The organism is Chryseobacterium sp. CY350, assembly GCF_027945075.1.
In the GTDB taxonomy this organism is placed as follows: domain Bacteria; phylum Bacteroidota; class Bacteroidia; order Flavobacteriales; family Weeksellaceae; genus Chryseobacterium.
The window spans coordinates 573,886-598,330 of record NZ_CP116034.1 but is presented as its reverse complement, the minus strand read 5'-3'; the positions used below and the strand labels follow the sequence as shown (position 1 = coordinate 598,330).

24 protein-coding genes and 1 pseudogene are annotated in these 24,445 nt (G+C 34.3%); 15 read left to right on the top strand and 10 right to left on the bottom strand.

Features of this window, described 5'->3' with window-relative positions:
* The first annotated feature begins 53 nt into the window (after positions 1-53).
* The 4 genes from PGH12_RS02680 to PGH12_RS02665 all read left to right on the top strand — a co-directional run bounded on the left by PGH12_RS02680 (position 54) and on the right by PGH12_RS02665 (position 5,334).
* Positions 54-1,241: an MFS transporter gene (locus PGH12_RS02680; RefSeq protein ID WP_267598927.1), complete on the top strand. Its 1,188-nt coding sequence runs from the start codon at positions 54-56 to the stop codon at positions 1,239-1,241.
* A 22-nt stretch (positions 1,242-1,263) separates the two neighbouring features.
* Entirely contained in the window at positions 1,264-2,004 is a 741-nt protein-coding gene (locus tag PGH12_RS02675; RefSeq protein ID WP_267598926.1) for an NUDIX hydrolase, read from the top strand.
* A 70-nt stretch (positions 2,005-2,074) separates the two neighbouring features.
* Positions 2,075-3,253: an acyl-CoA dehydrogenase family protein gene (locus PGH12_RS02670; RefSeq protein ID WP_267598925.1), complete on the top strand. Its 1,179-nt coding sequence runs from the start codon at positions 2,075-2,077 to the stop codon at positions 3,251-3,253.
* A 137-nt stretch (positions 3,254-3,390) separates the two neighbouring features.
* Positions 3,391-5,334 carry a T9SS type A sorting domain-containing protein gene (locus PGH12_RS02665; RefSeq protein WP_267598924.1) on the top strand — a complete coding sequence of 648 codons (1,944 nt, stop codon included), beginning with the start codon at positions 3,391-3,393 and terminating at the stop codon, positions 5,332-5,334.
* Positions 5,335-5,383: 49 nt separating this feature from the next.
* Here PGH12_RS02665 and PGH12_RS02660 read toward each other — a convergent pair whose 3' ends face one another.
* The 4 genes from PGH12_RS02660 to rsmG form a co-directional block, all read right to left on the bottom strand.
* Positions 5,384-8,083, bottom strand: coding sequence for a PD-(D/E)XK nuclease family protein (locus PGH12_RS02660; RefSeq protein WP_267598923.1), 2,700 nt, complete (start codon positions 8,081-8,083; stop codon positions 5,384-5,386).
* A complete protein-coding gene (locus PGH12_RS02655; protein ID WP_267598922.1) occupies positions 8,080-8,616 on the bottom strand; it encodes a DUF922 domain-containing protein in 537 nt (178 codons plus the stop codon). Before PGH12_RS02655 ends, PGH12_RS02660 begins: the two co-directional genes overlap by 4 nt.
* Positions 8,616-9,023: a hypothetical protein gene (locus tag PGH12_RS02650; RefSeq protein ID WP_267598921.1), complete on the bottom strand. Its 408-nt coding sequence runs from the start codon at positions 9,021-9,023 to the stop codon at positions 8,616-8,618. The genes PGH12_RS02655 and PGH12_RS02650 overlap by 1 nt, the downstream gene beginning before the upstream one ends.
* Positions 9,024-9,087: 64 nt before the next feature.
* Positions 9,088-9,723, bottom strand: a complete 636-nt coding sequence (gene rsmG / locus PGH12_RS02645; RefSeq protein ID WP_267598920.1) for a 16S rRNA (guanine(527)-N(7))-methyltransferase RsmG — start codon at positions 9,721-9,723, stop codon at positions 9,088-9,090.
* A 209-nt stretch (positions 9,724-9,932) separates the two neighbouring features.
* On the opposite strand from rsmG, the gene PGH12_RS02640 reads away from it, so the two are divergent.
* Positions 9,933-11,123 carry a pyridoxal phosphate-dependent aminotransferase gene (locus tag PGH12_RS02640; RefSeq protein ID WP_267598919.1) on the top strand — a complete coding sequence of 397 codons (1,191 nt, stop codon included), beginning with the start codon at positions 9,933-9,935 and terminating at the stop codon, positions 11,121-11,123.
* 41 nt (positions 11,124-11,164) lie between these two features.
* Here the strand turns inward: PGH12_RS02640 and PGH12_RS02635 are convergent, their stop codons facing one another.
* Entirely contained in the window at positions 11,165-11,341 is a 177-nt protein-coding gene (locus tag PGH12_RS02635; protein ID WP_267598918.1) for a bacteriocin-like protein, read from the bottom strand.
* 203 nt (positions 11,342-11,544) lie between these two features.
* Here PGH12_RS02635 and PGH12_RS02630 point away from each other — a divergent pair, with 203 nt between their 5' ends.
* The 3 genes from PGH12_RS02630 (at position 11,545) to PGH12_RS02620 (ending at position 12,858) form a co-directional block, all read left to right on the top strand.
* Entirely contained in the window at positions 11,545-12,177 is a 633-nt protein-coding gene (locus PGH12_RS02630) for a peroxiredoxin (protein ID WP_267598916.1), read from the top strand.
* Positions 12,178-12,301: 124 nt separating this feature from the next.
* Positions 12,302-12,607: a thioredoxin family protein gene (locus PGH12_RS02625; RefSeq protein WP_229984819.1), complete on the top strand. Its 306-nt coding sequence runs from the start codon at positions 12,302-12,304 to the stop codon at positions 12,605-12,607.
* A 2-nt stretch (positions 12,608-12,609) separates the two neighbouring features.
* Complete coding sequence (locus PGH12_RS02620; protein ID WP_027375263.1) at positions 12,610-12,858, top strand: DUF6952 family protein; 249 nt, start codon at positions 12,610-12,612, stop codon at positions 12,856-12,858.
* Between the two features lie 138 nt (positions 12,859-12,996).
* On the opposite strand, the gene PGH12_RS02615 is transcribed toward PGH12_RS02620, so the two are convergent.
* The 3 genes from PGH12_RS02615 to PGH12_RS02605 all read right to left on the bottom strand — a co-directional run bounded on the left by PGH12_RS02615 (position 12,997) and on the right by PGH12_RS02605 (position 15,343).
* Entirely contained in the window at positions 12,997-13,680 is a 684-nt protein-coding gene (locus PGH12_RS02615) for a Bax inhibitor-1/YccA family protein (protein ID WP_267598912.1), read from the bottom strand.
* 13 nt (positions 13,681-13,693) lie between these two features.
* Complete coding sequence (locus PGH12_RS02610; protein WP_267598910.1) at positions 13,694-14,161, bottom strand: peptidylprolyl isomerase; 468 nt, start codon at positions 14,159-14,161, stop codon at positions 13,694-13,696.
* A 147-nt stretch (positions 14,162-14,308) separates the two neighbouring features.
* The gene (locus PGH12_RS02605; RefSeq protein ID WP_267598908.1) at positions 14,309-15,343 is read right to left on the bottom strand and encodes an acyl-CoA reductase; all 1,035 of its coding nucleotides are present in this window, start codon (positions 15,341-15,343) and stop codon (positions 14,309-14,311) included.
* 59 nt (positions 15,344-15,402) lie between these two features.
* Here PGH12_RS02605 and PGH12_RS02600 point away from each other — a divergent pair, with 59 nt between their 5' ends.
* The 6 genes from PGH12_RS02600 (at position 15,403) to PGH12_RS02575 (ending at position 21,371) form a co-directional block, all read left to right on the top strand.
* Positions 15,403-15,753, top strand: a complete 351-nt coding sequence (locus PGH12_RS02600; protein ID WP_267598907.1) for a 4Fe-4S binding protein — start codon at positions 15,403-15,405, stop codon at positions 15,751-15,753.
* Between the two features lie 121 nt (positions 15,754-15,874).
* Positions 15,875-16,939 (top strand): 3-phosphoserine/phosphohydroxythreonine transaminase, encoded by a 1,065-nt coding sequence (gene serC / locus PGH12_RS02595; protein WP_267598906.1) that lies wholly within the window; start codon positions 15,875-15,877, stop codon positions 16,937-16,939.
* Between the two features lie 110 nt (positions 16,940-17,049).
* A complete protein-coding gene (locus PGH12_RS02590) occupies positions 17,050-18,009 on the top strand; it encodes a D-2-hydroxyacid dehydrogenase (RefSeq protein ID WP_267598905.1) in 960 nt (319 codons plus the stop codon).
* A gap of 7 nt (positions 18,010-18,016) precedes the next feature.
* On the top strand, positions 18,017-19,258 hold the full coding sequence (locus PGH12_RS02585) for a DUF1015 domain-containing protein (protein WP_267598904.1): 1,242 nt from the start codon (positions 18,017-18,019) through the stop codon (positions 19,256-19,258).
* 309 nt (positions 19,259-19,567) lie between these two features.
* Positions 19,568-20,965, top strand: a complete 1,398-nt coding sequence (locus tag PGH12_RS02580; RefSeq protein WP_267598903.1) for a M28 family peptidase — start codon at positions 19,568-19,570, stop codon at positions 20,963-20,965.
* A 4-nt stretch (positions 20,966-20,969) separates the two neighbouring features.
* Entirely contained in the window at positions 20,970-21,371 is a 402-nt protein-coding gene (locus tag PGH12_RS02575; RefSeq protein ID WP_267598901.1) for a hypothetical protein, read from the top strand.
* 845 nt (positions 21,372-22,216) lie between these two features.
* Here PGH12_RS02575 and PGH12_RS19095 read toward each other — a convergent pair.
* Both PGH12_RS19095 and PGH12_RS02565 read right to left on the bottom strand, forming a co-directional pair.
* A pseudogene (locus PGH12_RS19095) lies at positions 22,217-22,621 on the bottom strand (retropepsin-like aspartic protease); the annotation flags it as partial.
* 39 nt (positions 22,622-22,660) lie between these two features.
* Positions 22,661-23,209: a hypothetical protein gene (locus PGH12_RS02565; protein WP_267598898.1), complete on the bottom strand. Its 549-nt coding sequence runs from the start codon at positions 23,207-23,209 to the stop codon at positions 22,661-22,663.
* Positions 23,210-23,657: 448 nt separating this feature from the next.
* On the opposite strand from PGH12_RS02565, the gene PGH12_RS02560 reads away from it, so the two are divergent.
* Entirely contained in the window at positions 23,658-24,437 is a 780-nt protein-coding gene (locus tag PGH12_RS02560) for a DUF6261 family protein (protein ID WP_267598897.1), read from the top strand.
* Positions 24,438-24,445: the final 8 nt, after the last annotated feature.

Here is a 24,445-nt window from a genome sequence, read left to right as displayed (position 1 = left end):
ACATGTTAAAAGTCTTAATATTTCATTAAAAACGACGAAATTTAGTCCCCAAAATGAGCATCAATACTACCAATATATCGCTTCCGCTGAGATTAACGTTCTTTATTTTTTCAATGGTTTTAAATTGTATGGGAATTGTTATTTTGCAGCTTTCACAAGAAAATATAGGATACGATAAACTTGGTTTTCTGGAAGCGTTCAAAGATTTACCAATTGCCTTGATCTCATTATTTGCTGTAAATTTTATCAGCAAATTCGGAACTAAAAAATCTCTAATACTCGCCTTAAGCATCGTCGGAATTTGCTCATTGATATTACCTTTTGTTCAGGTATTCTGGTTTTATAAACTTTGGTTTGCAATTATTGGAACTTCTTTTGCGATTGGCAAAATCTGCGTTTATGGTATGATCAGAAACAATATCACTGAAGAAAAAGATCTTGCAAAAACCATGAATAATGTAGAAGCTTCATTTATGATAGGAATCTTCGTTGTAAATGTGGGATTTGGCTGGCTCATTGCAAGTGAATATTCAGAATATTGGAAATTTGGCTTTATTTTCATCTCATTAGTTTCTTTAATTACTATCTACTTACTATCAAAAATCAATATCTTAGAAGCAGATAAAAATTTAAAAACCAATATTTTATCAAATCTCATTTCATTTAAAAAGACTTCTGTCGTATTGTTTTTCGGCGTGGTATTTTTCATCGTTTTTACAGAGCAAAGTTTTAATTCGTGGTTACCTACTTTCTATAAAACACATTTGCACGTAAATTCATTTTTTGCGATTCAGGCATCCTCAATGCTCGCTGTCTTCTCGTATCTTGGAAGAATAATTACCGCAAATATTATCCAAAGATATTCTCTCGTAAAATATTTTAGGTGCTGTCTTCTTTGCATTATCACTCTATTGAGCACTATTTTTCTAATTCAGTACTTTGGCTCCGGTCAGTCAGAAATACTGCTATATTTATTCCCTGTCATAGGCTTATTTTTGTCCCCGCTCTATCCCGTCATTAATTCCAAAATGATATCTAAAATAGACAGTCACAAAATAAACACCTTCACATCGGTAATTGTAATATTCTCTTCATTGGGAAGTTCTGTGAGTTCCGTATTGATGTCCGTTCTATTTGAAAATCAATTACTAACATTCTATTCGCTCTATATCTTGGGAGCAGTTTTGATCATATTTGTTCTAAGTTTTTTATATTTCAAACAAGATTATCAGAAAAACTGAAAAATAATTTTATTTTTACCCCATGAAAACTGACCATAACAGAAATATTGAAACGCTAAAGGAACTTGTTGAAAGTAAAGACTTTATACCAAATCTTTCGGTAGACTGCACAATTTTTGGTTTTCATGATAACATCCTCAAAGTACTATTATTAAAATACCACGATCTAAATCTGTGGTCTCTTCCCGGCGGATTTGTATTCATAGACGAAGATCTCAGAGAAGCCGCTGACCGCGTTTTGTTTGAAAGAACTCACCTTAAAGGTCTTTTTCTGGAGCAATTTCATACTTTCGGACGCCTAGACCGCACAAAAAATAACGTTCACGAAACTTTAATAAATAATAAAGGTATCGATGTACCCAAAGATCACTGGATCTTGCAGCGATTCATTACCGTCGGTTACTGCAGTCTCATAGATTTTTCATTAGCGAATACTTTTCCTGACGCCTTTAACGAAACCTGCGCATGGTTTGAGGTTAATAAACTTCCTGATATGGCGTTTGATCACGACAGAGTGATTGCGGAAGGATTAGAATATTTAAGAAAAAATATTGATACTCAGATCGCTGCCAGTAATTTATTACCCGAAAAATTTACTATGAAGGATCTCCAGTCTTTATACGAAACAATTTTAGGAGAGAAATTCAGGAGAAATAATTTCCAACGTAAAATACTGAGTATGAACTCTCTTGAACGACTCGAAAAACTCTATGACGGTTCGGCAAATAAAGCTCCTTTTTTATATAAGTTTATAAAAGAATAGTTTTTGTCTTTTTTTAAAAAAATTTTCACAGACATAAGGAAAAGTACTATTTTTAGGAAAATTATATTTCATGTCATATTATCCTCTTACGACAATTCCCGACTACTACGGAATTGACGCGTTACTTACCGAAGAACACAAGCTTATCCGTCAATCTGTAAGAGATTGGGTAGAAAGTTCTGTAATGCCAAATATCGATCAAGCTGCTCAGGATCACACAGATTTGCCCGGATTAATGAAAGAATTGGGGAAGATAGGTGCATTAGGTCCTTACATTCCCGAAGAATATGGCGGTTCAGGTTTAGATCAGATTTCGTACGGATTAATCATGCAGGAATTGGAAAGAGGAGATTCTGCAGTACGCTCAGCAGCTTCTGTACAAAGCTCTTTGGTGATGTTCCCGATCAATGAATTTGGCTCTGAGGAGCAAAAAAGAAAATATTTACCCAAATTAGCTTCCGGTGAAATGATTGGGTCATTTGGTCTTACAGAACCTAATCACGGTTCAGATCCAAGTTCTATGGAATCTCAGTTTAAGGACATGGGAGATCATTATCTTTTAAACGGAGCCAAAATGTGGATAACCAATTCACCACTTTGCGACATTGCTGTGATTTGGGCTAAAAATGAAGACGGAAAAGTACAGGGATTGATTGTTGAAAGAGGTATGGAAGGTTTCACAACTCCTGAAACACACAATAAATGGAGCTTGAGAGCATCGAAAACCGGAGAATTGGTATTTAATAATGTAAAAGTTCCTAAAGAAAATCTCCTTCCAGGAGTTACCGGACTCAAAGGACCTTTATCTTGTTTAAATTCTGCACGTTACGGAATTTCATGGGGTGTAATTGGTGCAGCAATTGACTGTTATTGCACTGCGGTTCAGTATTCTAAAGAGAGAAGACAGTTTGGAAAACCAATCGGATCTTTCCAGTTGCAGCAAAAAAAATTAGCTGAATTTTTAACAGAAATCACTAAAGCTCAATTGCTTTGCTTACAATTGGGAATGTTAAAGAATGATCATAAGGCAACTCCTGCGCAGATTTCAATGGCGAAGAGAAATAATGTAAAAATGGCGATTGATATTGCAAGAGAATCGAGACAGATTCTTGGCGGAATGGGAATTATGGGCGAGTTCCCGATGATGAGACATGCTGCAAATCTTGAGTCAGTAATCACATATGAAGGAACTCACGATGTCCATTTATTGATTACCGGTCTTGATATCACAGGATTTAATGCTTTCTAAAGTTTTAAACTTTTAATTAGACAAAGTCTGATCAATGATCAGACTTTTTTATTAATTAATATTCACCGAATAGCTGTTCTTATTAAAATTCATGTATTATTTACAGGAAAATCATAATTTAACTGAAAAATATAAACATGAAAAAATTATCTACTTTATTTTTAAGTCTTACCGCGTCATTCTATTTTTCGCAACAGGCCGGAGACATTTTCAGTTTTGAACAAAAACTTAATCTTACTCCACAGGGAGTTGCAGGATTTCTTTCTAATAATCTTGGCGAGCAAAACTCACCGGATTTTGTTAATTATCTGAATGGTTTTGACATTGGTTTGAAGGCTTACAAAATTACGTACTACACAAAAAATGAAAACAACAATCTGGTAAAAGCAACTGGACTTCTGATGTACCCGAATGTAAATTACAAACTTTCAACAGTAGTTTCTGACCATGGTACAACCGATAGTCGTGACAACGTGCCTTCTAATCTACGAGGCGTTTTGTACGCGGGATTTGTTGTAGAGCTTTCTTATGTTTTAAACGGATATATTTTGATGGCTCCCGATTATGTAGGAATGGGTTCTGGTGAAGGAGTACATCCTTACGTGCACTATCCTACCGAAGCTTCTGCAACCATCGATTTTGTTACTGCTGCCAACAAAGTTCTTACACAATTGAATGTAAAACGTTACGACGAATATTTTCTGGCCGGATATTCTCAGGGTGCTCACGCAGCGATGTCGACATTGAAAAAGCTTAACATTTCGAATCCTTCAAATTTGAAATTCAAGTACGCATATATGGGAGACGGCCCTTACGATTTCTCTGGCGTAACGCTTCAAAAAGGTGTATTTGAGAAGGATTTTTATCCATTCACGTCTTTCATTGCAAACGTTTTAAATACCTGTAATAAAATAGGTTATCAAACTTATACAAACAATATTTCTGAGGTCATTTCGCCAGAATATCTTGAAAGATACAATTATCATGTACTTCAGGATAATGGCGGATTGCTTTGGGGGCCGTTTTTGTGGCGAAAACTTTTCACAAACAGTTTTGTTAATGACGTGACCTATAACAGCAATAATGAATTGAGAAAATATTTAAAATCTAATGATGTTTACGATTGGTACAACAAAACACCAATGACTTTGGGACATTCTACTATCGATTTAGCAATTCATCCTGAAAACACTTCAAAAACAATTGATACTCAGAGAGGTTACTACCCGTGGTGGGATCTCAACAAACATAAACTTGAGGCCTTTTATTGGGGACCTTTGGGACACATTGGAGGAATAGCTCCTTTTGTTCTTGCATCAAATGCAAAATTCAACACATTGAGAAGCGGCGGTCTTTTAAATCAATGGGCAATGTTGACATCAAAACAGTCTGAAAATCAAAACAAAGCAGATCTTCTGACTTACTCTCAAATAAAACCTGATTTAAAAAGCATGACCCTTTTGGGAGTTACAGACATGAATAAAGAAAAATCAGAGAGAAAGGAGTTAAAAAATAACGATCTTTCATTATTAGAAGATGGAATTTACCTTTTGAAAGTTTCTGAAAACAACAACGTAAAAACAATTCCTTATGTAAGACAAAGACCCAAATTAGTTACTGATAACGAAATCGTTAAGTCAGAAAACAACAATATCCTAAGCTTAAAAATAAATCCCGAAGAATTAATTCTAATTAATATTTTTGACGAGAACAAAAACTTAATCAAATCAATTTCACAGGATGAATATTCAACTAATAACGGTATAAATCTAAAGAATATTGAAAGTAAAGATTATACATTTGAAATATTGACTTCTTTTTACAGTCTGCAATTTAATAAGAGAATTGGAAGCTTAGATTCAACAGAAGATGTTGATATATTTACAGAAAATAACAAAATTAATATTCGATTAAAAACTGAGCTTAAAAACGTTATAATCTACAGTATTTCCGGAACTTTGATTCAAAATCAGGATATGAAGCTAAACAATTTTGAGTCTAAAGCTTTAGAATCAGGTGTTTATGTGGTTCAGATTACTACACAAACCGGAAAAGTGATCAACAGAAAAATAAAGATATAATTCCGCATTACAACTTACTGAAAATGCACCTCAATGGAGGTGCATTTTTTTAATAAGAATATGATTTTATATTTTCTTTAAAACTGATTTCAGGATTTAATATTTCCATGATCAGACTTTTTACTGATGTCATTGCATCATCAAGATTTCCCTGAGCAAATTCGAGAGAGGTAACACCTTTCTTAGCATCAGAAAAACTCCAGATTCCGGTTTCAATCGGGAAACCCCAAAACTCTGGCAAACTCTGAACTACATATTGATAAATACAAAGTTGTAAAGCCTGTTTACGTTCATCTTTATGAAAATAATGATCTCTGTTTTCTGAATCTATTTTTACAGTTAAATTCTTAATCTTTGCTGTTTTGTAATCGATAATTCGTACTGTTCCGTTCAAACGGTCTATCCTGTCGATAAACCCAAAGAAAGAAACTTTATCTTTTTTCACATCATCCAAATAGAAATCTACACTTTCGAACTTTCTTTCAATATCAATTATTTCAAGAGAATTTCCCTGTTTTATCAGATCAAGATCACAATTGAGAATATTAGTAATTACCTTTTTGGCGATCGCCTTGTGAATGTAATTCATGCCCTTATCATAAAACTCCGGTTGATGTTTTAGCTTCTCAATGGCAATATTAAGATATTCATCTATTCGTGTAATTGACTTTTCTAAGTCGCTAACTTTTAGATTTTTACCTTTCAGAACTTCATAAATTTCTTGAAGTGAATAATGAACTAAATTACCATAATTTCTTATTGATAATTCTTCTTCAATTTCATCCGTTTCAGATGTATTTAAAATTTTAGATAAATAAAAATCAATGGGATTGTAAAGGTAAGTTGTAAGGTGAGATGCTGATACTTTTTCTTTCCATTTTTCAAGCTGCTGCATGACGGTTTCTGTTTTTGAAATTTCAATTGGCTTGCTTGTGATCGGTTCGGAAGTATTTTCAACAATAAGATGTTCAATTTTATGTGAACTTTCCATCTCAATCTGTGTAATAAATCTGCTCTTTTCTCCCGTGTTAACTCCGGAACTTAAAGCATTAAACATTAAATGAACATTCTTTGCATCCTGAATCAGTCTATAAAAATGATAAGCATAAATACTGTCATTCTCAAGAAAAGTATGCAGATCAAAGTGTTTTCTGATGTCAAATGGTATATACGTATTCTGTGAATTTCCGAGGGGAAGTTTTCCTTCATTAACAGAAAGCAAGATCACATTTTCAAAATTCAAAAGACGCGTCTCTAAAAGTCCCATTAACTGAAGACCTTTTAGCGGCTCACCCTGAAAATCGATGCTTTCGGAATTGATATGCTGATTAATCAGGATTTCCAGAGTTTCCATTTTTATCTCAAAACCATAAGGTGTAATCTGATTTTTTATGACCCTAAATGCATTCTCGAAGTGAGATACGTTTTCGTACTGTATATCATCTAGTTCCGTCCATTTAATCCTTTGACAATATTCAATTAAAATATCTAAAAAATGATAGCCGGAATCAGCCTTTTGAAGTAAATTAAAGTAAGACAGATCACGCAATAATTCGTGGATCAGATTCTTTGAAATGTAAACAATGTTCCGCTCTTCAATGTTTGATTTAAAATTAATAATTACTTTTTCGTCTTCATCAGTTTTAGGCAGTTCTTCTAAAATCGGAAATACATCGCGATAATAATAGGAAGATTTGTTTTTATCAAGCTGTTTCTGAAGATAAAAAAGTTGTTTTACTGCATTAGAAAACGATAGATTTTTCAAAGGAAAACCCATTGTAATATTCAGGTTTTCAACTTCATGCATCACATCAAGACTTGCAGGCAAGAGATTTTCGTCAAGCAGAACAACGGCTGTATTGGTAAAAGTTTTATTATCAATATTTTTAAAAAGATCTGGTAAAACTTTTGTTTGGGTTACATTTCCGGAAACTTCATAGATCTTAATATTTTTCTGTTGGTTAAAATCATTTTCAATCCAACTAAAAGCCCTACTGTCATTGAATTCTTTCCACAATTTATGACTTCTTAGAAATTTCCCTGCCTCCTGTCTTTCATCATCAAAATAGTAATGATCTGCCTGAAAAAAACACTGCGCTTTATTCCATTGTAAAAGATTTCTCACTAATTTTTCTTCAACCGGAGTGAAGGCATTGAAACCACAAAAAACAAAATTACCTTTAGTCGTTTTTGCGTAATCAACGATTTTAGCTTTTGCTGCTTCATGAATCATTCCGGGAGTTACCCAATTTTTTTCTTTCAGTTTTTGTTTTAAAACCGGTAGAAAAACATTCATATTCCGCCAGAAATTCAAAAACTTTTTTCTAGGAACATCTTCCTGATCTCCCAATTCCTGCGCCCATTCTTTAATTCTTTCTTCGTCAAACATATATTGCAAGACCGCCTCGTCGCTATCCGAAAATTTCAAAATATCATCCCAATCTTTCTGAAGCGTAGGAAACCATTTTAAAAATTCTGAAAAATCGTCGTTAGGGATAAGACCGAGAGTCTTGTATACATCGAAAGAGAAAAGCCACAAAGCAATCCCCTGAATCGACTGCTGATCAACAATATCGTTAATCAGATCTTCTATGGTGAAAAAGTTTGGTAGAAATCCTGAATAATTATTTTCTTCTAAAATTTGGCGGATAAATACGATCGGCCGTTTTCCTGGCAAAACAATGTTAAATTCTGAAAGATTACTGTTTTGAGACAGTAATTCGCTGATTATTTTATTTAAGAATTTCAAGGTTTTTTATAGTCTTTTAATTGTTCTAGCTCGGCGCTTATCATTGCATCATACTCAGACTGCTTTTCTTTATTCATACCGTGTTCCGTAACACCGTCATAAAGTGCCTGAAAATTTTTGTAATCTTTTAGAATGCGATTATAGATTGTCTGAAAATATTTATCAAAATCACCGCTAGTTTTTATTTTGAAAATAATCTCTTTTCTGATTTTTCTGGCATAAATTTCTGCAATGTCAAAATGCTTTTGCTCGTGGTTTAGCACATAGTCGTTGATGCGCTTATCGTCTTTCCAGGATTTATCTTCGTTAAAAATTGTTTCTATATTTATCTTTGCAGCACCTTTTGGGTTTGAAGATTTCACAACCGAATAAACCCAGCCGCAATGCGTATACGCTACAATATCTTTTCCGTGCTGATTATTTTGTTTGCTTTTAAAATTATTCCAAGCCAACCTTTTATCTTCTTCCCACTCTACTCTCTGGCTCCATAACAGGTTGGAAATCAAAAATAAAACCAAAAAAACATACTTCATTATTCTACAACAATTGTTTTCGTTATCCAGGTGTTATCACCTTTCCAAAATTTAAAAGTGTAAGTTCCTGTCTGTTGCGGACTAAAATTAATCTGATTTACTGAAACCTGATTCGCCTGCGTACAAGAACCATTCGTAAGATACTTATAAGCAGTGACATCTCTTGCGAAATTACCCGAATGCACATAGTCATAACCGTAAAAACCTTCGCATTGAGAAGCATAGGTAGAATAAGTTCTTATGCTTTGTACTCCGAAAACAGCCATTGTATCATTTACAATTTTTACACTGTCGATTTTTACCTTTTCTGTGGATTGAATGGTTTCATAATCATCATCTTCATTACAAGAAACAAAAGAAAGTCCTATAAAGATTACTGATAAAGCTGTATTAAACAATGTTTTCATCTTATTTAAAAATTTATGATTATTAAACGTAAATTATCAAAAATTATTCCTTTGAAATGTTAAATTACGAATTAAAATTACCTTTTGATAAATAAACAACCTTTTTAGTATCAAAAAACTCTCCTTCAAAATAGTTTTTCAGATTAAAAAGTTCACATTTAAGTCCGGCAAGTTCTTCTGCTAAATCTCCTCCTTTTAAATACAAAACGCCATTGTGTTTTGGGTTAAACTGTTCTTTTTCGAATTTTCCTTTCAGCCATCTTAAAAACTCAGGCATTTGGGTAACAGCGCGACTTACGACAAAATGAAATTTTTCTTTTACTTTTTCAGCTCTTCCGTGGATTGCCGTAACATTAGTTAATCCAACACCTTCTGCAACTGCATTTACGACGCTTATTTTCTTTCCAATGGAATCAATTAAAGTAAATTTAGTCTCAGGAAAAAGAATCGCTAAAGGAATTCCAGGAAAACCACCACCGGTTCCTACATCTAAAACTTTTGTTCCGGGAGCAAACTCCATAATTTTTGCAACACCCAGAGAATGTAGGATATGCTTCTCATAAAGCGACTCCATATCTTTTCTAGAAATTACATTTATTTTTTCATTCCATTCACCATAAAGGCTTTCTAATTTTGAAAATTGCCCTATTTGTGTTTCGGAAAGCTCCGGAAAATACTTTTGGATTAACTCTGCTGACATAATATTGAATATAAAAAGCAAAAATAAGTTTAAAATATAAAAAAAACTTCTTTGGAGAAAAGAAGTTTTAAATCTTATTGAAATTTATTTAAAAGCAATTTCATTCTCTTTTAAAATCTATATAAAACCATCATTTTAAAACAATAAAGCTAATAAGTACTTCATTCTAATTAACTTTTATATATTTGTTAAAACGACAAAAAGAATAAATGAATAAACTTTCAGACAGAGTAAACAGACTAGGATACTCGCAGACTTTCGTCATGTCAAATAAGGCAAGAGAAATGAAAGCCAACGGAATTGACGTAATTTCTTTGACATTGGGCGAACCAGATTTTGATGTTCCGGATAATATAAAACAGGCAGCTTTTGATGCTATTAACGAGAACTTCAGTCACTACTCTCCCGTTCCGGGGTTTTTAGAACTGCGCCAGGCAATTTCAGATAAATTAAAAAGAGACAATCAGCTAGATTATAAACCGACACAAATTTGTGTCTCAAATGGTGCTAAACAATCAATTATCAATGTTTTAGCAGCAATTATTAATGACGGAGATCAAGTAATTCTTCCGACTCCTTATTGGGTAAGCTATGATGAAATGGTAAAAATGATGGGAGGAAATTCGGTCATGCTTCCCACTTCCTATGTCACAGATTTTAAAATTACTGCGGAGCAACTTGAAGAAGCGATTAACGATAATACCAAAGCAATCCTTTTCAGTTCACCTTGTAATCCGTCCGGCGGATATTACACTTTTGATGAACTAAAATCTTTAGCAAAGGTCATCGCAAAATATCCTCACGTAACAGTTATTTCTGATGAGATTTACGAATACATCAATTACGAAACAAAAACAACCTCAATCGCTCAGTTTCCGGAAATTTACGAACAAACCGCAGTAATCAACGGAATGTCAAAAGCTTTCGCAATGACAGGATGGCGAATCGGCTACTCTGCGTGTCCGGAATGGCTGGCAAAAGCTTGCGAAAAAGTTCAGGGACAGATGACGAGCGGTGCAAATACCGTTGCTCAGAGAGCTTCAATTGTTGCTTTAAAAACAGATCCTTCAGAATATAAATACATGATTGATGCTTTCGAGCAAAGAAGAAATGTGATGTTTGATTTAATGAAAGAAATTCCGGGATTTAAAGTTCTTTTACCAAAGGCTGCGTTTTATTTCTTCCCAGACATTTCCTATTATATCGGGAAAACCCTGAATGGAACAGAAATTAAAGATGCAGATGATTTTGCAATGTATATTTTGGAAAACGCTCATGTTGGTTGCGTTGGCGGAGTTTCATTTGGCAGTCCGGAATGTATAAGATTTTCTTACGCTGCTTCGGAAGAAGATCTGCGGGAGGCAATGAGACGAATAAAAGAATTGCTTGCCAATGTTTAAAATAAAAGTTCTTCCTAGCGGAAGAACTTTTTTAAATTAATTTAAAGAGAACCTCCTTCAAAAGGTGTTTCCGGCACGATAATGTAGCATTCTTCATTAATCGCGACACAAACATCAGCTTCCGTACAATAATACCTTCCTGCGGGGCATTTCGAGTTTGAAGCTGCTCCCTTGATGTTTTTAAGTTCTTTTCTTGAAAGCGTTTTAAGATTTTTCATAGTAATGATTTTGGTGGTGAAACTTATTTCTGTAATCTCAAAGCTAGTAATTTATTTTTTATAAATCGGTTAAAATATTAAACTTCATAATTGCTGCTGAATTAAAAACTATTATAGATTTTATTTATCAAAATTCATTTTTTCGATAGATGAAAATATTATATATTTGCATCATTAAATTATAAATCAAAAATTAGAAAATTATGTCTTTAGTAGGTAAAAAATTTCCAAACGTAACGATTGATGCAATGTCTGAAATGGGTGATGATCTAAAAATCAACATCTTCGAAGAAACTACAAAAAACCAACAAAAAGTGATTTTGTTCTGGTATCCGAAAGATTTTACTTTTGTTTGCCCGACTGAACTTCACGCTTTCCAGGAAGCTTTAGGTGAATTTGAAAAAAGAAATACCAAAGTAATTGGTGCTTCTTGTGATACAAACGAAGTGCATTTTGCTTGGTTAAATGTTTCAAAAGACAATGGAGGTATCGAAGGAGTTACTTATCCGCTTTTAGCTGATACTCACAGGCAATTGGCAAATCTATTAGATATTGTAGATCAGGATCTTGAATTCGACGAAGAAGGTAATGAGTTTTTCACAGGTTCAAACGTAACTTACAGAGCAACTTATCTTATTGACGAAACAGGAAAAGTATTCCACGAGTCTGTAAATGATATGCCTTTAGGAAGAAACGTAAAAGAATATTTAAGATTAATCGATGCTTACACGCATGTTCAAAAGCACGGTGAAGTTTGCCCTGCAAACTGGGAAGAAGGAAAAGATGCAATGAAAGCTGACAGAACTTCTACTGCTGAATATTTAGCAAAGAACTAAGATAATGTGTTAATTTGAAGATGAGATAATTTGAAAATTAATCACTTGATTACTTAAAAATTATCTCATCTTCTATTTATTACCATTTTCAAATTAATAAAACTCCAAATTTCAAATTGAAATTATGTATACAGAATTAACAGAAGATACGCTTCAAAATATTGTAAGCGACAATGAGAAAGTAGTGGTGCAATACGGCGCTACATGGTGCGGAAACTGCAGAATAATGAAGCCTAAATTTAAAAAATTAGCTTCAGAAAACGATGCAATTCCATTTTTATATGTAGATGCAGAAAAACTTCCTGAAAGCAGAAAACTGGCTAAAGTTGATAATTTACCAACGTTTGCGATTTTTAAAAATGGTGAATTGGTGAATCAGGTTCAATCTAACCAAGCAGAAAGTTTAATTAATTTATTTAATGAATTGTAATTATGAAGCTACCTGTAATAAGACAGTTTTATCAGAACCAAACTCCTGAAAATCTTGAAAAAACTTTAGAAGTTTTAGAAAGTTTCAGTGAATTCAGAGGTACAAGCGAAGAAGATTTAAATGTTGCCGGAGAATTGATTACCAATATCTGCGGAGCATTAGAAGTTCATGCTAATGTACAAAACGGTATGAGCGAGAAAGATGCTTTGAACTCTTTTGCTCAAAAGGTTTTAGGATCGATTGATAAATAGTTTTAAATTATTTAAAGATAAAATATTTAAGAATATAAATTCTTAAATAGCAAAAAATCCCGATGAAAACATCAGGATTTTTTTGGTTTAAGAGTTTTGAAAATTTATAATTTAAAACTTATAATTTATCACTTTCAATTAGCTTCTTCTGTTTAAAATACTTAAGATGTACCAGAATAGCAACATGATAGAAGCAAAAAGTTGAAGAGAAGCTCCTACATATTGATCTGTACTGTAAGAATCTTTCAGTTTACTGGTTTGGTATAAGATCGTTGCTGAAGCAAGAATTACCATTCCGACAGAAAACCAAAGTCCTAAGTTGAATCCAAAAGCAATTCCGCCAACAATTAATCCTAAAGCTAGAAAACCTCCGATCACAATAATATTTCTAAGAAAAGAAAAATCTCTTTTTGAAGTAAAAGCAATCGCAGAAATTCCTGCAAACATAGCAATCGTTAACGTCGCGGCCTGAAAAATAACCTGACCTCCCGACTGAATAACTGCAATGTAAATCAGCGGAAGAAAAATGATTGCCTCAAGTACAACGTAAAATGCTAGACCAAAATATTGGGTAGATTTACTTTGCGACAAAGACCATTTTGAAGCTAAAAATGAAGCCAACCAAAAAACACCAATGATTAACAGCCATGCATATTTCTGAGCAAACATCATGTAAATCCATTCTGCCGGAACAGTTTTAAGCAAAAGAGTTTCAACTCCGATAAAAGCCAAAATTGCAAAAGCAACGTGTAGATATGTTTTTTTGTAAAAACTTGCCTTCTCAACATCCGTAGAGTGAGCGACTAAAACATTTGAAATCATAATTTATAGTAGTTTATTTATTTTCGTCTGATTGTTTGTAAGGTTTTATACCCATTATCTTCCCATCCTCTTCAAAAACTGCAGTAATAATTTCTTTTGGAGAAGGCTCTGTCTGATCATCCGCATATTTATATTGAATCATAGGGAAATTCTCTCCGGTCATAAATGATCTGTAACCGGTTTTATAAATTACTATTTTCCTTTTAAAATCAATGTCTCGATTAAGATTTTCATAAACTTTGTCGGTCACTTTAGATTTCGTCTTATCAGACATCAAACTTTCCATGGTGCTTTTATCAGATGCTTTCAATGCAGTGATAAATTGTTCAAATTTCCCATTGAAAAGCTCTTTCTGTGCTTTCGAAAGTTCTAATTTCTGCTCAGTGGTTCGATTATCTTTTATTACTTCTGCTTTTTTCACCTTCTGCGCAAAGCTCAGCTGGAATGCTAAAAAGGAAAGGATGATTGTTGCTTTTTTCATTAAATATTTTTTCGTGACAGGTAAATTTAGTAATAAAATTTAAGAGACCGCTTAATTTTTTAAAATCCCACCAATTTCAAACATACGCAAACTTTTAGATTAAAAACAAATCTGCCAAATCAGCAAAATCTGCGCGAGAAAATAAACTTAAATTACCTCCAAAAACTGCATCGTATCTACATTATCTGCATAGGTATCAAGTCCGGGATTCTGAGCCTCACCAAAATTCACCGTTTCAATTCCCAAATCATTTTTACCAACGACGCACTGAATGTTTTTTTCATTTTCATTAATGAAATTTTTCACACCTTCCAAAGAAGAATATCTGCTGAAATGTATTACAGACAACGGACTAAAAAGCTTTTCATCTTCTTTCAGCATTACAAAATTATTATCCCAGAACTTGTCTTGGTTCAGCAAATAAACCGCTCTATTGTAATCATAATTGTTGGCATATTTATTATGATTGATAACTTCTTTAAAATCAATAAAGCTTTCAAAAACCAGATCAATCACAAAATCTTCAGGAATAAAAAGTCTCGTCACATTTCTGCAACCCAAACCAAAATACCGGAAAATATCCTGAGCAAGAAGCTTCAGTTCTTCTTCAGTTTCGTCACCTTTTATCACAGCAACCGAAGTTCTGTTTTTTCTGATAATGCTTAAATGATTTTTAAAATAAAATTCCAGATACCTTGCTGTATTATTGCTTCCCGTCGCGATAACAGCGTCAAAATCTACAAGCCTTTCAACAAATTCATATTCAATCTCATTATCTGAGAATTCTTTCCATTTTTTTAAAAGAAAAGGAAGCATTTGCTTGTCTTTTGATGATAATTTGATCAGCGGACTATGATTGCTCACAATCACAGAAATCACATCATGCAATCCCACCAAAGGAATATTTCCAGCAAGAATTAGCCCGACTTTTTTTGTTGTTTTGGAAGGAGAATAACTGCTCAACCAGGAGTTTATATTATCTTTTGTTAGTAAATCTGACCATTGCTTTAAGGCAAATTTCTGATTATCCATCGTAAACCACGGATTTTCAATCTCAGATTTTTTCAGAATCATTTCAAATTCAGAATCATATTCATTATAATCTTCAGAATCTTTTAATAAATATGCTTTTATGTATTCACTTAATTTAATAAGGCCTAAAACTTGCTTTTCGATATTCATAATTACTGTAAAAGTGGGGAAAATTTTGTAATTTTGTGCAAATTTAAAAAAAATTAGCGATGGCTATTAAAATAACTGATGAATGTATTAATTGTGGCGCCTGTGAACCGGAATGTCCCAATAATGCAATATATGAAGGAGCAGTAGACTGGAAAGCTTCTGAAGGTACCGAGTTGAAAGGTACTGTAACATTACCATCGGGTTTAACTGTAAATGCAGATTCTCCACAGGAACCGGTAAGTGACGATGTGTACTTCATTGTTACTGATAAATGTACAGAGTGCAAAGGCTTCCATGAAGAACCTCAATGCGCCGCAGTTTGTCCGGTAGACTGCTGTGTTCCGGATGAAGATCACGTAGAATCAGAAGAAGCACTGCTTAGCAAAAAAGCATTCTTACACGGTGAATAAACAATGCCGTCTCATGCATTATGAGACGGTTTTTTTTAACTTTATATTTAAAAATTCTCCATCTATAATAAGAAAGATCAGATTCTTACAATCAGAAATCTTTCAAAATAAAAAGTAAATTATGAGTAAAAAGCACAATTTCAGCGCAGGACCATGTATCTTACCACAGGAAGTTTTCGAAAAATCTGCAGAAGCTATTTTAGATTTTAACGGAATCGGTTTGTCACTTCTTGAAATTTCGCACAGAAGCAAAGATTTTGTTGCGGTAATGGATGAAGCTCGTGCAATTGTAAAAAGGCTGATGAATTTGGGAGATGATTACGAAGTCTTATATCTGGGAGGTGGCGCAAGTCTGCAGTTTGCAATGGTTCCTTATAATTTAATGAAAGTTGGCGGAAAAGCTGCTTATACTGATACCGGAACTTGGGCTGCGGGAGCTATCAAGGAAGCTAAAAAAGTAGGAACGGTAGATGTTGTAGGTTCTTCGAAAGAAGAAAACTATTCGTACGTCCCAAAAGATTATACGGTAGGTTCAGAATACGATTATTTCCACTGTACTTCAAATAATACAATCTACGGAACTCAAATGAAGTCGTTCCCTGAAGTGGATACTTTAATGGTTTGCGATATGAGTTCTGATATTTTCTCAAGACAATTAGATTTCTCTAAATTTGATTTGATATACGCCGGAGCTCAGAAAAACATGGGACCTGCGGGAGTAACTTTAGTAGTGATCAAAAAAGAAATTTTGGGTAAAACAGGAAGAGAAAATATGTTTTCGATCTTAGATTATTCGCAGCATATTTCAAAAGAATCTATGTACAATACTCCACCGGTTTTCCCGGTTTATGCGTCTTTGCTTACTTTGCAACATTTGGAAAACAACGGAGGAATTGCCGGTGCTGAAGCTAGAAACGAAGCTAAGGCTAAACTTTTATACAGCGAAATCGACAGTAATCCGCTCTTTGAAACATTCTGCGTAGAAGAAGACCGTTCATTAATGAATATTTCATTTAAATTGCTAGATGACAGCAAAAAAGAGGAATTTGATTCTGCATGGAAGTCAGCGGGAATCAGCGGACTCAATGGTCATAGAAGTTTAGGTGGTTACAGAGCAAGTATGTACAACGCTTTACCTATTGAAAGTGTGCAGGTTTTGGTTGATGTGATGAAGTCAATAAAATAGCTTAAATTAGGCAACACAAAATTTAAAAAAGATTAAAAGATTTCGGAAGCAAGATTTTCAGACTAAAATTATGAATCTAACTTCCGGATCTAAACATCTAAAATTACAATATGAAAGTCTTAGCTAACGACGGAATTTCCAAAGCAGGCGAACTTGCCTTAAAAGAAGCAGGAATTGAAGTTCTTGAAAACAGAGTTGCGCAGGATCACGTTATTAATTTCATTAATGAAAATAATGTTGATGTTCTCTTGGTAAGAAGTGCTACCAAAGTAAGACAGGATTTAATTGATGCTTGTCCGGGATTAAAAATCGTTGGAAGAGGCGGTATCGGTATGGATAATATTGATGTTGAATATGCTATAGAAAAAGGTTTGTATATCATTAATACGCCAAACGCGTCCTCCAGATCGGTTGCCGAGTTGGTATTTGCACACTTTTTTTCGCTGGCAAGATTTCTTCACGAATCCAACAGACTGATGCCACTGGAAGGAGACACTCATTTTAATGCGTTGAAAAAATCTTTTAACAATGCATTTGAGCTTTCGGGGAAAACTTTGGGTGTTATAGGATTTGGAGGTATCGGACAGGAAGTTGTGAAAATGGGAATTTCTTTAGGAATGAAAATAAAAGTTCTTACAAGAAAACCGAAAACTAAAACCATCAGTTTAAATTTCTTTGACGGACAGACCGTTGATTTTGAAATTTCCTCCACCAACGATTCTGATGCATTCTACAAAGACACAGATTTCATCAGCATCAACACGCCTAAAACGAATGAATATATCATAGACACTCCTCAGTTTGAATTAATGAAAGACGGTGTCTATATTGTAAATACTGCAAGAGGGGGTGTGATAAATGAAGTCACTCTCCTCGATTTTATCGAATCTGGGAAAGTAGCAGGAGCAGCATTGGATGTCTTTGAAACAGAACCAACTCCCGAGCTTATTTTATTGATGAATCCCAACCTTTCTCTCACACCACATCTTGGTGGAAATACCATAGATGCTCAGGAAAAAATTGGTGTGGAGCTTGCAGAGCAGATTATTGAGATTAAAAAGAAACTATAAATTATATATGCCAGTTTTTAAACCTTTCCGCGGAATAAGACCTCATAAAGATCATGAGGCTACATTTCCTACTCATCCTTTAGATAATTTCACACAGGCTGAAATCGCTGAAAAAGCACAAAAAGAAAAGACTTACATCAATATGATTAAACCTTATGTTGTAAGTAAATCTAAAGATGTCGACCGGAATTTGAGGAAAATTCGTTCAACTTTTGAAGAACTTCTCGATGAAAAAACACTCGTTCAGGATAGCTCTTCATATTACTTGTACGAACAGATTTATCCAAACAAACAGGTTTTCAGAGGGCTTTTGGGATTGGCAAGTATTGAAGATTTCTGGGCCGGAAAAATCAAAAGACACGAAAGTACAATTCCACAGAGAAAAGAAAAATTAGCTCATTATTTAGATAAGGTAAATCTTCAGGCAGAGCCTGTATTGTTAACCTATCCATCCAATTCAAAGATTGAATTGCTGATGAATCATGAGGAAAAAAACGTTCCTATTTTCAATCATGTTGATACGGTTGGGATCAGACATAAAATATGGCGGATCGATAACCGTCTGAAACTTCAGCAGTTTAAGGAAGTGATTGATCAGATTGATTCTTTCTACATTGCCGACGGACACCACAGAATCGGTTCTACAGCGCTTCATGCAAAGCGTTTGAAAGACAAAAACAAAAAGCACAACGGAACGGAAGCATATAATTTTGTATACAGCTTCATCGTTTCCAACCAATCGATAAAAATTCACGATTATAACAGGATTGTGAGCAGTATTGGAGACCTGACTACTGAAGAATTTCTTAAAAGTCTCGAAAAATACTTTTTAATTCACGAGAAAGAACAGACCCCCTATTTTCCGTCACAGAAATTTCACATTTCTATGTATATTGATGGGAAATTCTATTCTCTGCACGTAAAGCATGATCTCCGTTCTCAGGAAATGTCTTTAGATAATCTAGACCATCACCTTTTAGATAAGTATATTGTAAAAGATATACTCAAAATTGAAGATTCAGACAGTTCTGATCAGATTTCCTACGTAAAAGGAAACTCAAACATCGACGGCATCAAGATTTTAAAAGAGAAAGTAGATAACGGTGAAGGAAAAGTTGGTTTTGGAATTTATCCTGTAAGTTTTAATGATATGATTAAAATTTCAGATTTAAAACTTCGTATGCCACCAAAATGCACTTTTATTGAGCCAAAACTGGTAACTGCATTGCTAATGTACGACATGAAGTAATTGACTGTTAGGAATTAGCTTTTGGCTATTGCAAACCTTTCAAGTTGAAAATTCATAAATCATATTTCCTCAAAATTATTTCTTAAAAAGCTAAAGAGAATAATTTTGAGGATTTTTATTAAGGTCAATATTTACTTTAAAAACGCTTTGTGGTCTTAGCTGAGTAGAATGCTATTGCGAAATTAAAAACAGTTAGCATTAAAAAAGAGCTTTGCGACCTTTGCATTAAAAAGCATTACTAAAAAGTATTATCTCTCAGAATTACTAAATTTTTCTTTATTTTTATTCACCGAAAAGAAGTTCATTACAATGAAAAAAATTCTGCTCATCTTATTTTCACTCTTTTTCAGTGGATTTTTATTTTCTCAAAAGAAGTCAGTCAGAAAACCAAAGCCGATCCCGAAATTCAACTATATTGATGAATTTAAAAAAATATCAGATGAAATACTGACCAACGGAACCGCATACGATAATCTTGGCGAACTCACGAAAGGTGTTGGTCCGCGGTTCAGCGCAACTCCTGGCTATGCTAAAGCTACAGAATGGGCAGAGAAAAACCTTAAAGAAGCTGGCGCGGAAAACATCTGGAAACAGGAAGTGAGAGTTCCTATATGGATAAGAGGAAGAGAATCTCTACAGATTAAAGCCGGAAACGGCGAATGGAAAAACATCCGCATGCTTTCTTTCGGAAATTCAGAAGGCACTGGCGGAAAAGATATGGTTTATGATATTCTTCTGGTGAACGATGTACAGGAACTTGTGAATCTCACCAGCGCGCAGGTGAAAGACAAAATCATTTTCGTCAACTACCCTATTGATCAGAAAATTGTAAGTACCGTAGATTCTTATTTAATTGCCGCTAAATCTAAATTACTTTCCGCATCTGTAATCGGAAAAAAGGGTGCAAAAGCATTAATAATAAGATCATTAACGACGGCTTCAGACGATATTCCGCATGCCAAACAGATCTATTACGAACCGGATGACAAGGTAAAAATTCCTGCCGTAACCATTGGAGTAAAATCTGCAGACGAGCTGGAAAAACTCTTGAAAAAACAAACCGTAAAAGCAAAATTGAACATGACCGCCGAATCTAAAGGCGACACCATCAATCATAATATCATCGGAGAAATTCCGGGAAAGAAAGATTCTAAAGTGATTGTTTTGGGAGCTCAGCTCGATTCTTGGGATTTCGCAGAAGGCGCTCATGACGACGGTTCTGGCGTTGTTCAGTGTCTGGAAGTTTTAAGAACATTCAAAGCTTTGGGTTACGATAATAATCATACGATCAGAGTTGTACTCTATGCCAACAGTGAGAATGGCGGACAGGGCCGAGAAACGTATGCAGCGCAGGTAAAAAAGAAAGATGAAAAGCATATCATCGCTTTGGGTTCAGATTCCGGAGGGTATTCTCCGAGAGGTTTTTCTTTGGATATGTCACCACAGAGACGACGTTTGATCTTCCCATGGAAAGAATATTTCCTTCCTTACGGCGTGTACGATTTTGACCAGACTTATGCCATTCAGGATATTGCGCCGCTTAAGAAACTCGATATTCCATTAATAGAATTGGTGGTAGATACTCAAAGATATTTTGATTACCATCACTCCGAAAAGGATACTTTCGATAAAGTCAACAAGAGAGAATTGCTTTTGGGAGCGGTTGTGATGACGCAGATGGTTTTTATGATTGATAAGAATTGGTAACTACATGAAAAATATTCTTTCAAAGCAATTTTCATTACTTTTAATGCTGTTATCAATTTCTGGATGTGAGGAAAAAATTGAATCTAATAAATTTGATTCTCAAAAATGGAAACCTATAGAAAACGGATTGTACGGTGAAAATCACAGAAAAAAGATGCTTGATGATCTTATCAAAAACGTTCTTGTTTTCCCATATAATCATGCTAAAAAGGGAACAAAAAAAAGTGAAGTTATAAATTTAATAGACAGACCTATATCTACTGATTGTAATGGTTACGAAACCTATGAAATAGAAGAAAAACAGGGCTGGATCGATCCTAATGGTTTTGTAAGGCTTAAATTAATGTATGATAATGATTCAACATTATTAGGATATATAATCGAAGATGGGAATTATGCGGAATAATAAAATTCACAGTTTTCAATACTAAACTATTCTAGATACGCTTTTCTTCAAAAACCTACTCGAATTGACGGTATTAGAAGTTCATATCAATTTAAAAACTCCTTTTTAGTCAGTGTAAAATCTAAAATCTCCCCTGCTCTTTTTACTTTTACTTCAATAGAATCTGCGGCACTTTCTACTCTGTTGAGCAAATACTGACATGAAGATTCTTTGTTTAAATTTTCGAAGCTTACGCCGTTGATGCTTAGAATTTCATCATCAATTTTCAGAGGAATTTGATGTCCTTGAAAGACCAGTACCACTTTAGCTTTAAAGTCGATAAACCGATAGGCAAAACCGAACGATTCGAGCTTGGCAGGAATTTTTTTAATACGTTGCAGATAGACCTTATTGGTTTTCCAATCGATAATGAATTTAAAGTTTTTCAGAAATTCGTTTCCTAAAAGATTAGCATTTCCGGTCATTACGATTTCGTTGCCGAATTTTTGTCCGGCAAGCTGCAGTTCATCCGCTCTGAAATGATATGACGAAAGTGGCTTTCCCGTTCCGAAAGCACCTACCGAATTAACACCATACGTTTCGATAAATTTCACTTTTTCAGCCTTATCAAAATTATCATCCGAAATCTTTATTGCTCCGGTAAATCCGGTATCAAAATTAAGATTGATTTTTTTATTTAAAATTTCAGAAGTAATTACAGGTGTTTTTTGCGGCTTTGGTTTAAAGTTGAAAACCGTTTCGTAACCTTCCTGAGAGAAATTTTCAATATTTTTTGTCGCTTCCAGCATATTTTCAGAATAATTGATCCTCCAGAAAAGTTTTGCCATTTGATTGGCTCCTATGATACCGTCAATTTTCAGACATACAAATTCCGGATCTTGAAGATCTACAACCACGGCACCAATATTTTTAAAAATAATCTGATCAACCGTCATCTCCGGTAACACAGTAAAAATCTGTTCCTGCTTATTTCTTTGGGAATCGCCGACCTTACTTCTATGTTTTTTCTTAAGATTCAGTTCGTTATAGACTGCATTTGAAATAACAGTTGGAGCTCCTGTATCAAAAATAAACTGATAAGGTTTTCCGTTGATGCTTATTTTAATTAAAGGTAAATCGTTGGCAAATGTAAGATTGATTTTCTCGACATCATTTTTAAGAACCGCTTCGCCGGTTTCAAAAAACCTCTTTCCCTGCGCTGAGAAAACTGTAAGATAGAAAATAAAAAACAGAAAAAAACTTTTCTTCATGATGGTATTTTCCACTAAAGTAGGAAATAATCGGGAGATTTATTCAATAATTCTTTTCTTAAAACCAAATGTATACAAGCTGTCGATTGGTACATTCGCATTTTCTAACATCATTTTAGAAGTTGTAAAAAAATCGCCATAATCTGTATGGAGTCCACGTGCAGATATCTCTTTTTTTTCGTGTCTGCTTTTATATATGATTTTGGTGGATGGAGAATCTGGCCATGGTGAAATTATATAGGAATTTCCCAGAGAATCTATACCGGTCTTGGGATATTTTAGAAGATTCTCGTCAATTTTTTTAAAAGAAATTATAATGTCTTTGTATTTTTGAACAGAGATATTTGTGACGGTTTTTCTTTTACGATTATTAGCGATACGAAGGATTCTGGGTTTCTTGGGTGCATTGGTTTCAAAAACCGTATCATAATAGGTCAATATTACTTTCGCTGTTTTTTTCCTCGGAATCAATTTTACGGTCAGCTCGTCGTTATAGATTTTCAGATAGTTTTTGGTTCTGAATTCTATTCCCTCACTGGCACACGAGGTACACAATAAGAGCATGAACGATAAAATAAAAATTCTCATCTTTCTAAGTTTGCAAAGTTTATGTTTTTAAAAATACATAATTAATCGCACTATGACTCAAAATCTTTGTAAGCTTGAATCAAATAAAACACAGTTTAGAAGATTTCATCATTAAATTTCAACAGAATAGCATCGTCTATAGAAAAATTTTAATATTTTTGATCAACACAAATTAAATACGATGAAAAAAAGTGGCACAATTGCTCGCCCGACATTCAGTTTGCCCCGTCGGAACTTCCGACAGCCTTTCCTTTTCCTACTTTGCCTCGTCGGGAATCCCGACAGCCTTATCCGATTTCATTTCATCCCGTCGGAAGTTCCGACAGCCTTTCCTTTTCCGACTTTGCCCCGTCGGAACTTCCGACAGGCTTTCCTTTTACTACTTTGCCTCGTCGGAACTTCCGACGGCTTTATAAATATTTAATGTAAAAAAAAATTTTCTCATCATATGGATGAAGATAAATCAAATAACAAAAACCTAAAAACAATGATGCAAAAACTCATTCCTTTAGACTCATCACGTCTACCCCACGCAGAATTCGGTCAGTTGATCGTAAGATTTTTTGAAGATTTCGCCAGCTCGTCTCTCGATGTGACTATTGATTCAGATTTTAAAAAGCTGTACAATGCTTTGCAGTTGCAGATTCCGTCGTATAATGCTGCACTGGATCAGATCAGGGCAAGTGAAGAATCAAAACAGATTGGCGAATTCGACCATACCAGAGATCTAGATATGAAAGCTCTGCGCGATTCTCTGAAACCTTACAGAAATTCCAGAATTCAATCTGAAATTGCTGCCCATGCAAGTTTGCATATGCTTTTGTCTGAGTACAAGGAGGTAGAAGATGAATCTTACGAAGCTGAAACCAATAAATTGAATTCGCTTGTCGCAAGACTGCAGTCCTCCGACTATACTTCGCACGTTGCAACGATGGGAATTGTAAAATTCATCAATCAACTTGCAGATTCTAACACGGCTTTCAATACTCTTTTTGGTCAGCGCTCTTACAAAACATCGCAGAAAGTAGTTTTTGATGTCAAAGAATTAAGAAAATCTCTAGCAGCAGATTACAAAAAAATGACCACTTATATTGCAACCCTAGCAACGGTAAAAGATGATGCTTATTACAAAGACGTCCTCGCCATCATCAACAACGGAAGAAATTATTTCTCTACCGTTGTACTGGCAAGGAGAACCGGAAAAAAGAGTGATGTAGAGAAGTCTTAAACTAAAAC

Coding starts and splice junctions, on each gene's coding strand:
- PGH12_RS02680 (WP_267598927.1), top strand. CDS start 54: ATGAGCATCAATACTACCAATATATCGCTTCCGCTGAGATTAACGTTC.
- PGH12_RS02675 (WP_267598926.1), top strand. CDS start 1,264: ATGAAAACTGACCATAACAGAAATATTGAAACGCTAAAGGAACTTGTT.
- PGH12_RS02670 (WP_267598925.1), top strand. CDS start 2,075: ATGTCATATTATCCTCTTACGACAATTCCCGACTACTACGGAATTGAC.
- PGH12_RS02665 (WP_267598924.1), top strand. CDS start 3,391: ATGAAAAAATTATCTACTTTATTTTTAAGTCTTACCGCGTCATTCTAT.
- PGH12_RS02655 (WP_267598922.1), bottom strand. CDS start 8,616: ATGAAGTATGTTTTTTTGGTTTTATTTTTGATTTCCAACCTGTTATGG.
- PGH12_RS02650 (WP_267598921.1), bottom strand. CDS start 9,023: ATGAAAACATTGTTTAATACAGCTTTATCAGTAATCTTTATAGGACTT.
- rsmG (WP_267598920.1), bottom strand. CDS start 9,723: ATGTCAGCAGAGTTAATCCAAAAGTATTTTCCGGAGCTTTCCGAAACA.
- PGH12_RS02640 (WP_267598919.1), top strand. CDS start 9,933: ATGAATAAACTTTCAGACAGAGTAAACAGACTAGGATACTCGCAGACT.
- PGH12_RS02635 (WP_267598918.1), bottom strand. CDS start 11,341: ATGAAAAATCTTAAAACGCTTTCAAGAAAAGAACTTAAAAACATCAAG.
- PGH12_RS02630 (WP_267598916.1), top strand. CDS start 11,545: ATGTCTTTAGTAGGTAAAAAATTTCCAAACGTAACGATTGATGCAATG.
- PGH12_RS02625 (WP_229984819.1), top strand. CDS start 12,302: ATGTATACAGAATTAACAGAAGATACGCTTCAAAATATTGTAAGCGAC.
- PGH12_RS02620 (WP_027375263.1), top strand. CDS start 12,610: ATGAAGCTACCTGTAATAAGACAGTTTTATCAGAACCAAACTCCTGAA.
- PGH12_RS02615 (WP_267598912.1), bottom strand. CDS start 13,680: ATGATTTCAAATGTTTTAGTCGCTCACTCTACGGATGTTGAGAAGGCA.
- PGH12_RS02610 (WP_267598910.1), bottom strand. CDS start 14,161: ATGAAAAAAGCAACAATCATCCTTTCCTTTTTAGCATTCCAGCTGAGC.
- PGH12_RS02605 (WP_267598908.1), bottom strand. CDS start 15,343: ATGAATATCGAAAAGCAAGTTTTAGGCCTTATTAAATTAAGTGAATAC.
- PGH12_RS02600 (WP_267598907.1), top strand. CDS start 15,403: ATGGCTATTAAAATAACTGATGAATGTATTAATTGTGGCGCCTGTGAA.
- serC (WP_267598906.1), top strand. CDS start 15,875: ATGAGTAAAAAGCACAATTTCAGCGCAGGACCATGTATCTTACCACAG.
- PGH12_RS02590 (WP_267598905.1), top strand. CDS start 17,050: ATGAAAGTCTTAGCTAACGACGGAATTTCCAAAGCAGGCGAACTTGCC.
- PGH12_RS02585 (WP_267598904.1), top strand. CDS start 18,017: ATGCCAGTTTTTAAACCTTTCCGCGGAATAAGACCTCATAAAGATCAT.
- PGH12_RS02580 (WP_267598903.1), top strand. CDS start 19,568: ATGAAAAAAATTCTGCTCATCTTATTTTCACTCTTTTTCAGTGGATTT.
- PGH12_RS02575 (WP_267598901.1), top strand. CDS start 20,970: ATGAAAAATATTCTTTCAAAGCAATTTTCATTACTTTTAATGCTGTTA.
- PGH12_RS02565 (WP_267598898.1), bottom strand. CDS start 23,209: ATGAGAATTTTTATTTTATCGTTCATGCTCTTATTGTGTACCTCGTGT.
- PGH12_RS02560 (WP_267598897.1), top strand. CDS start 23,658: ATGGATGAAGATAAATCAAATAACAAAAACCTAAAAACAATGATGCAA.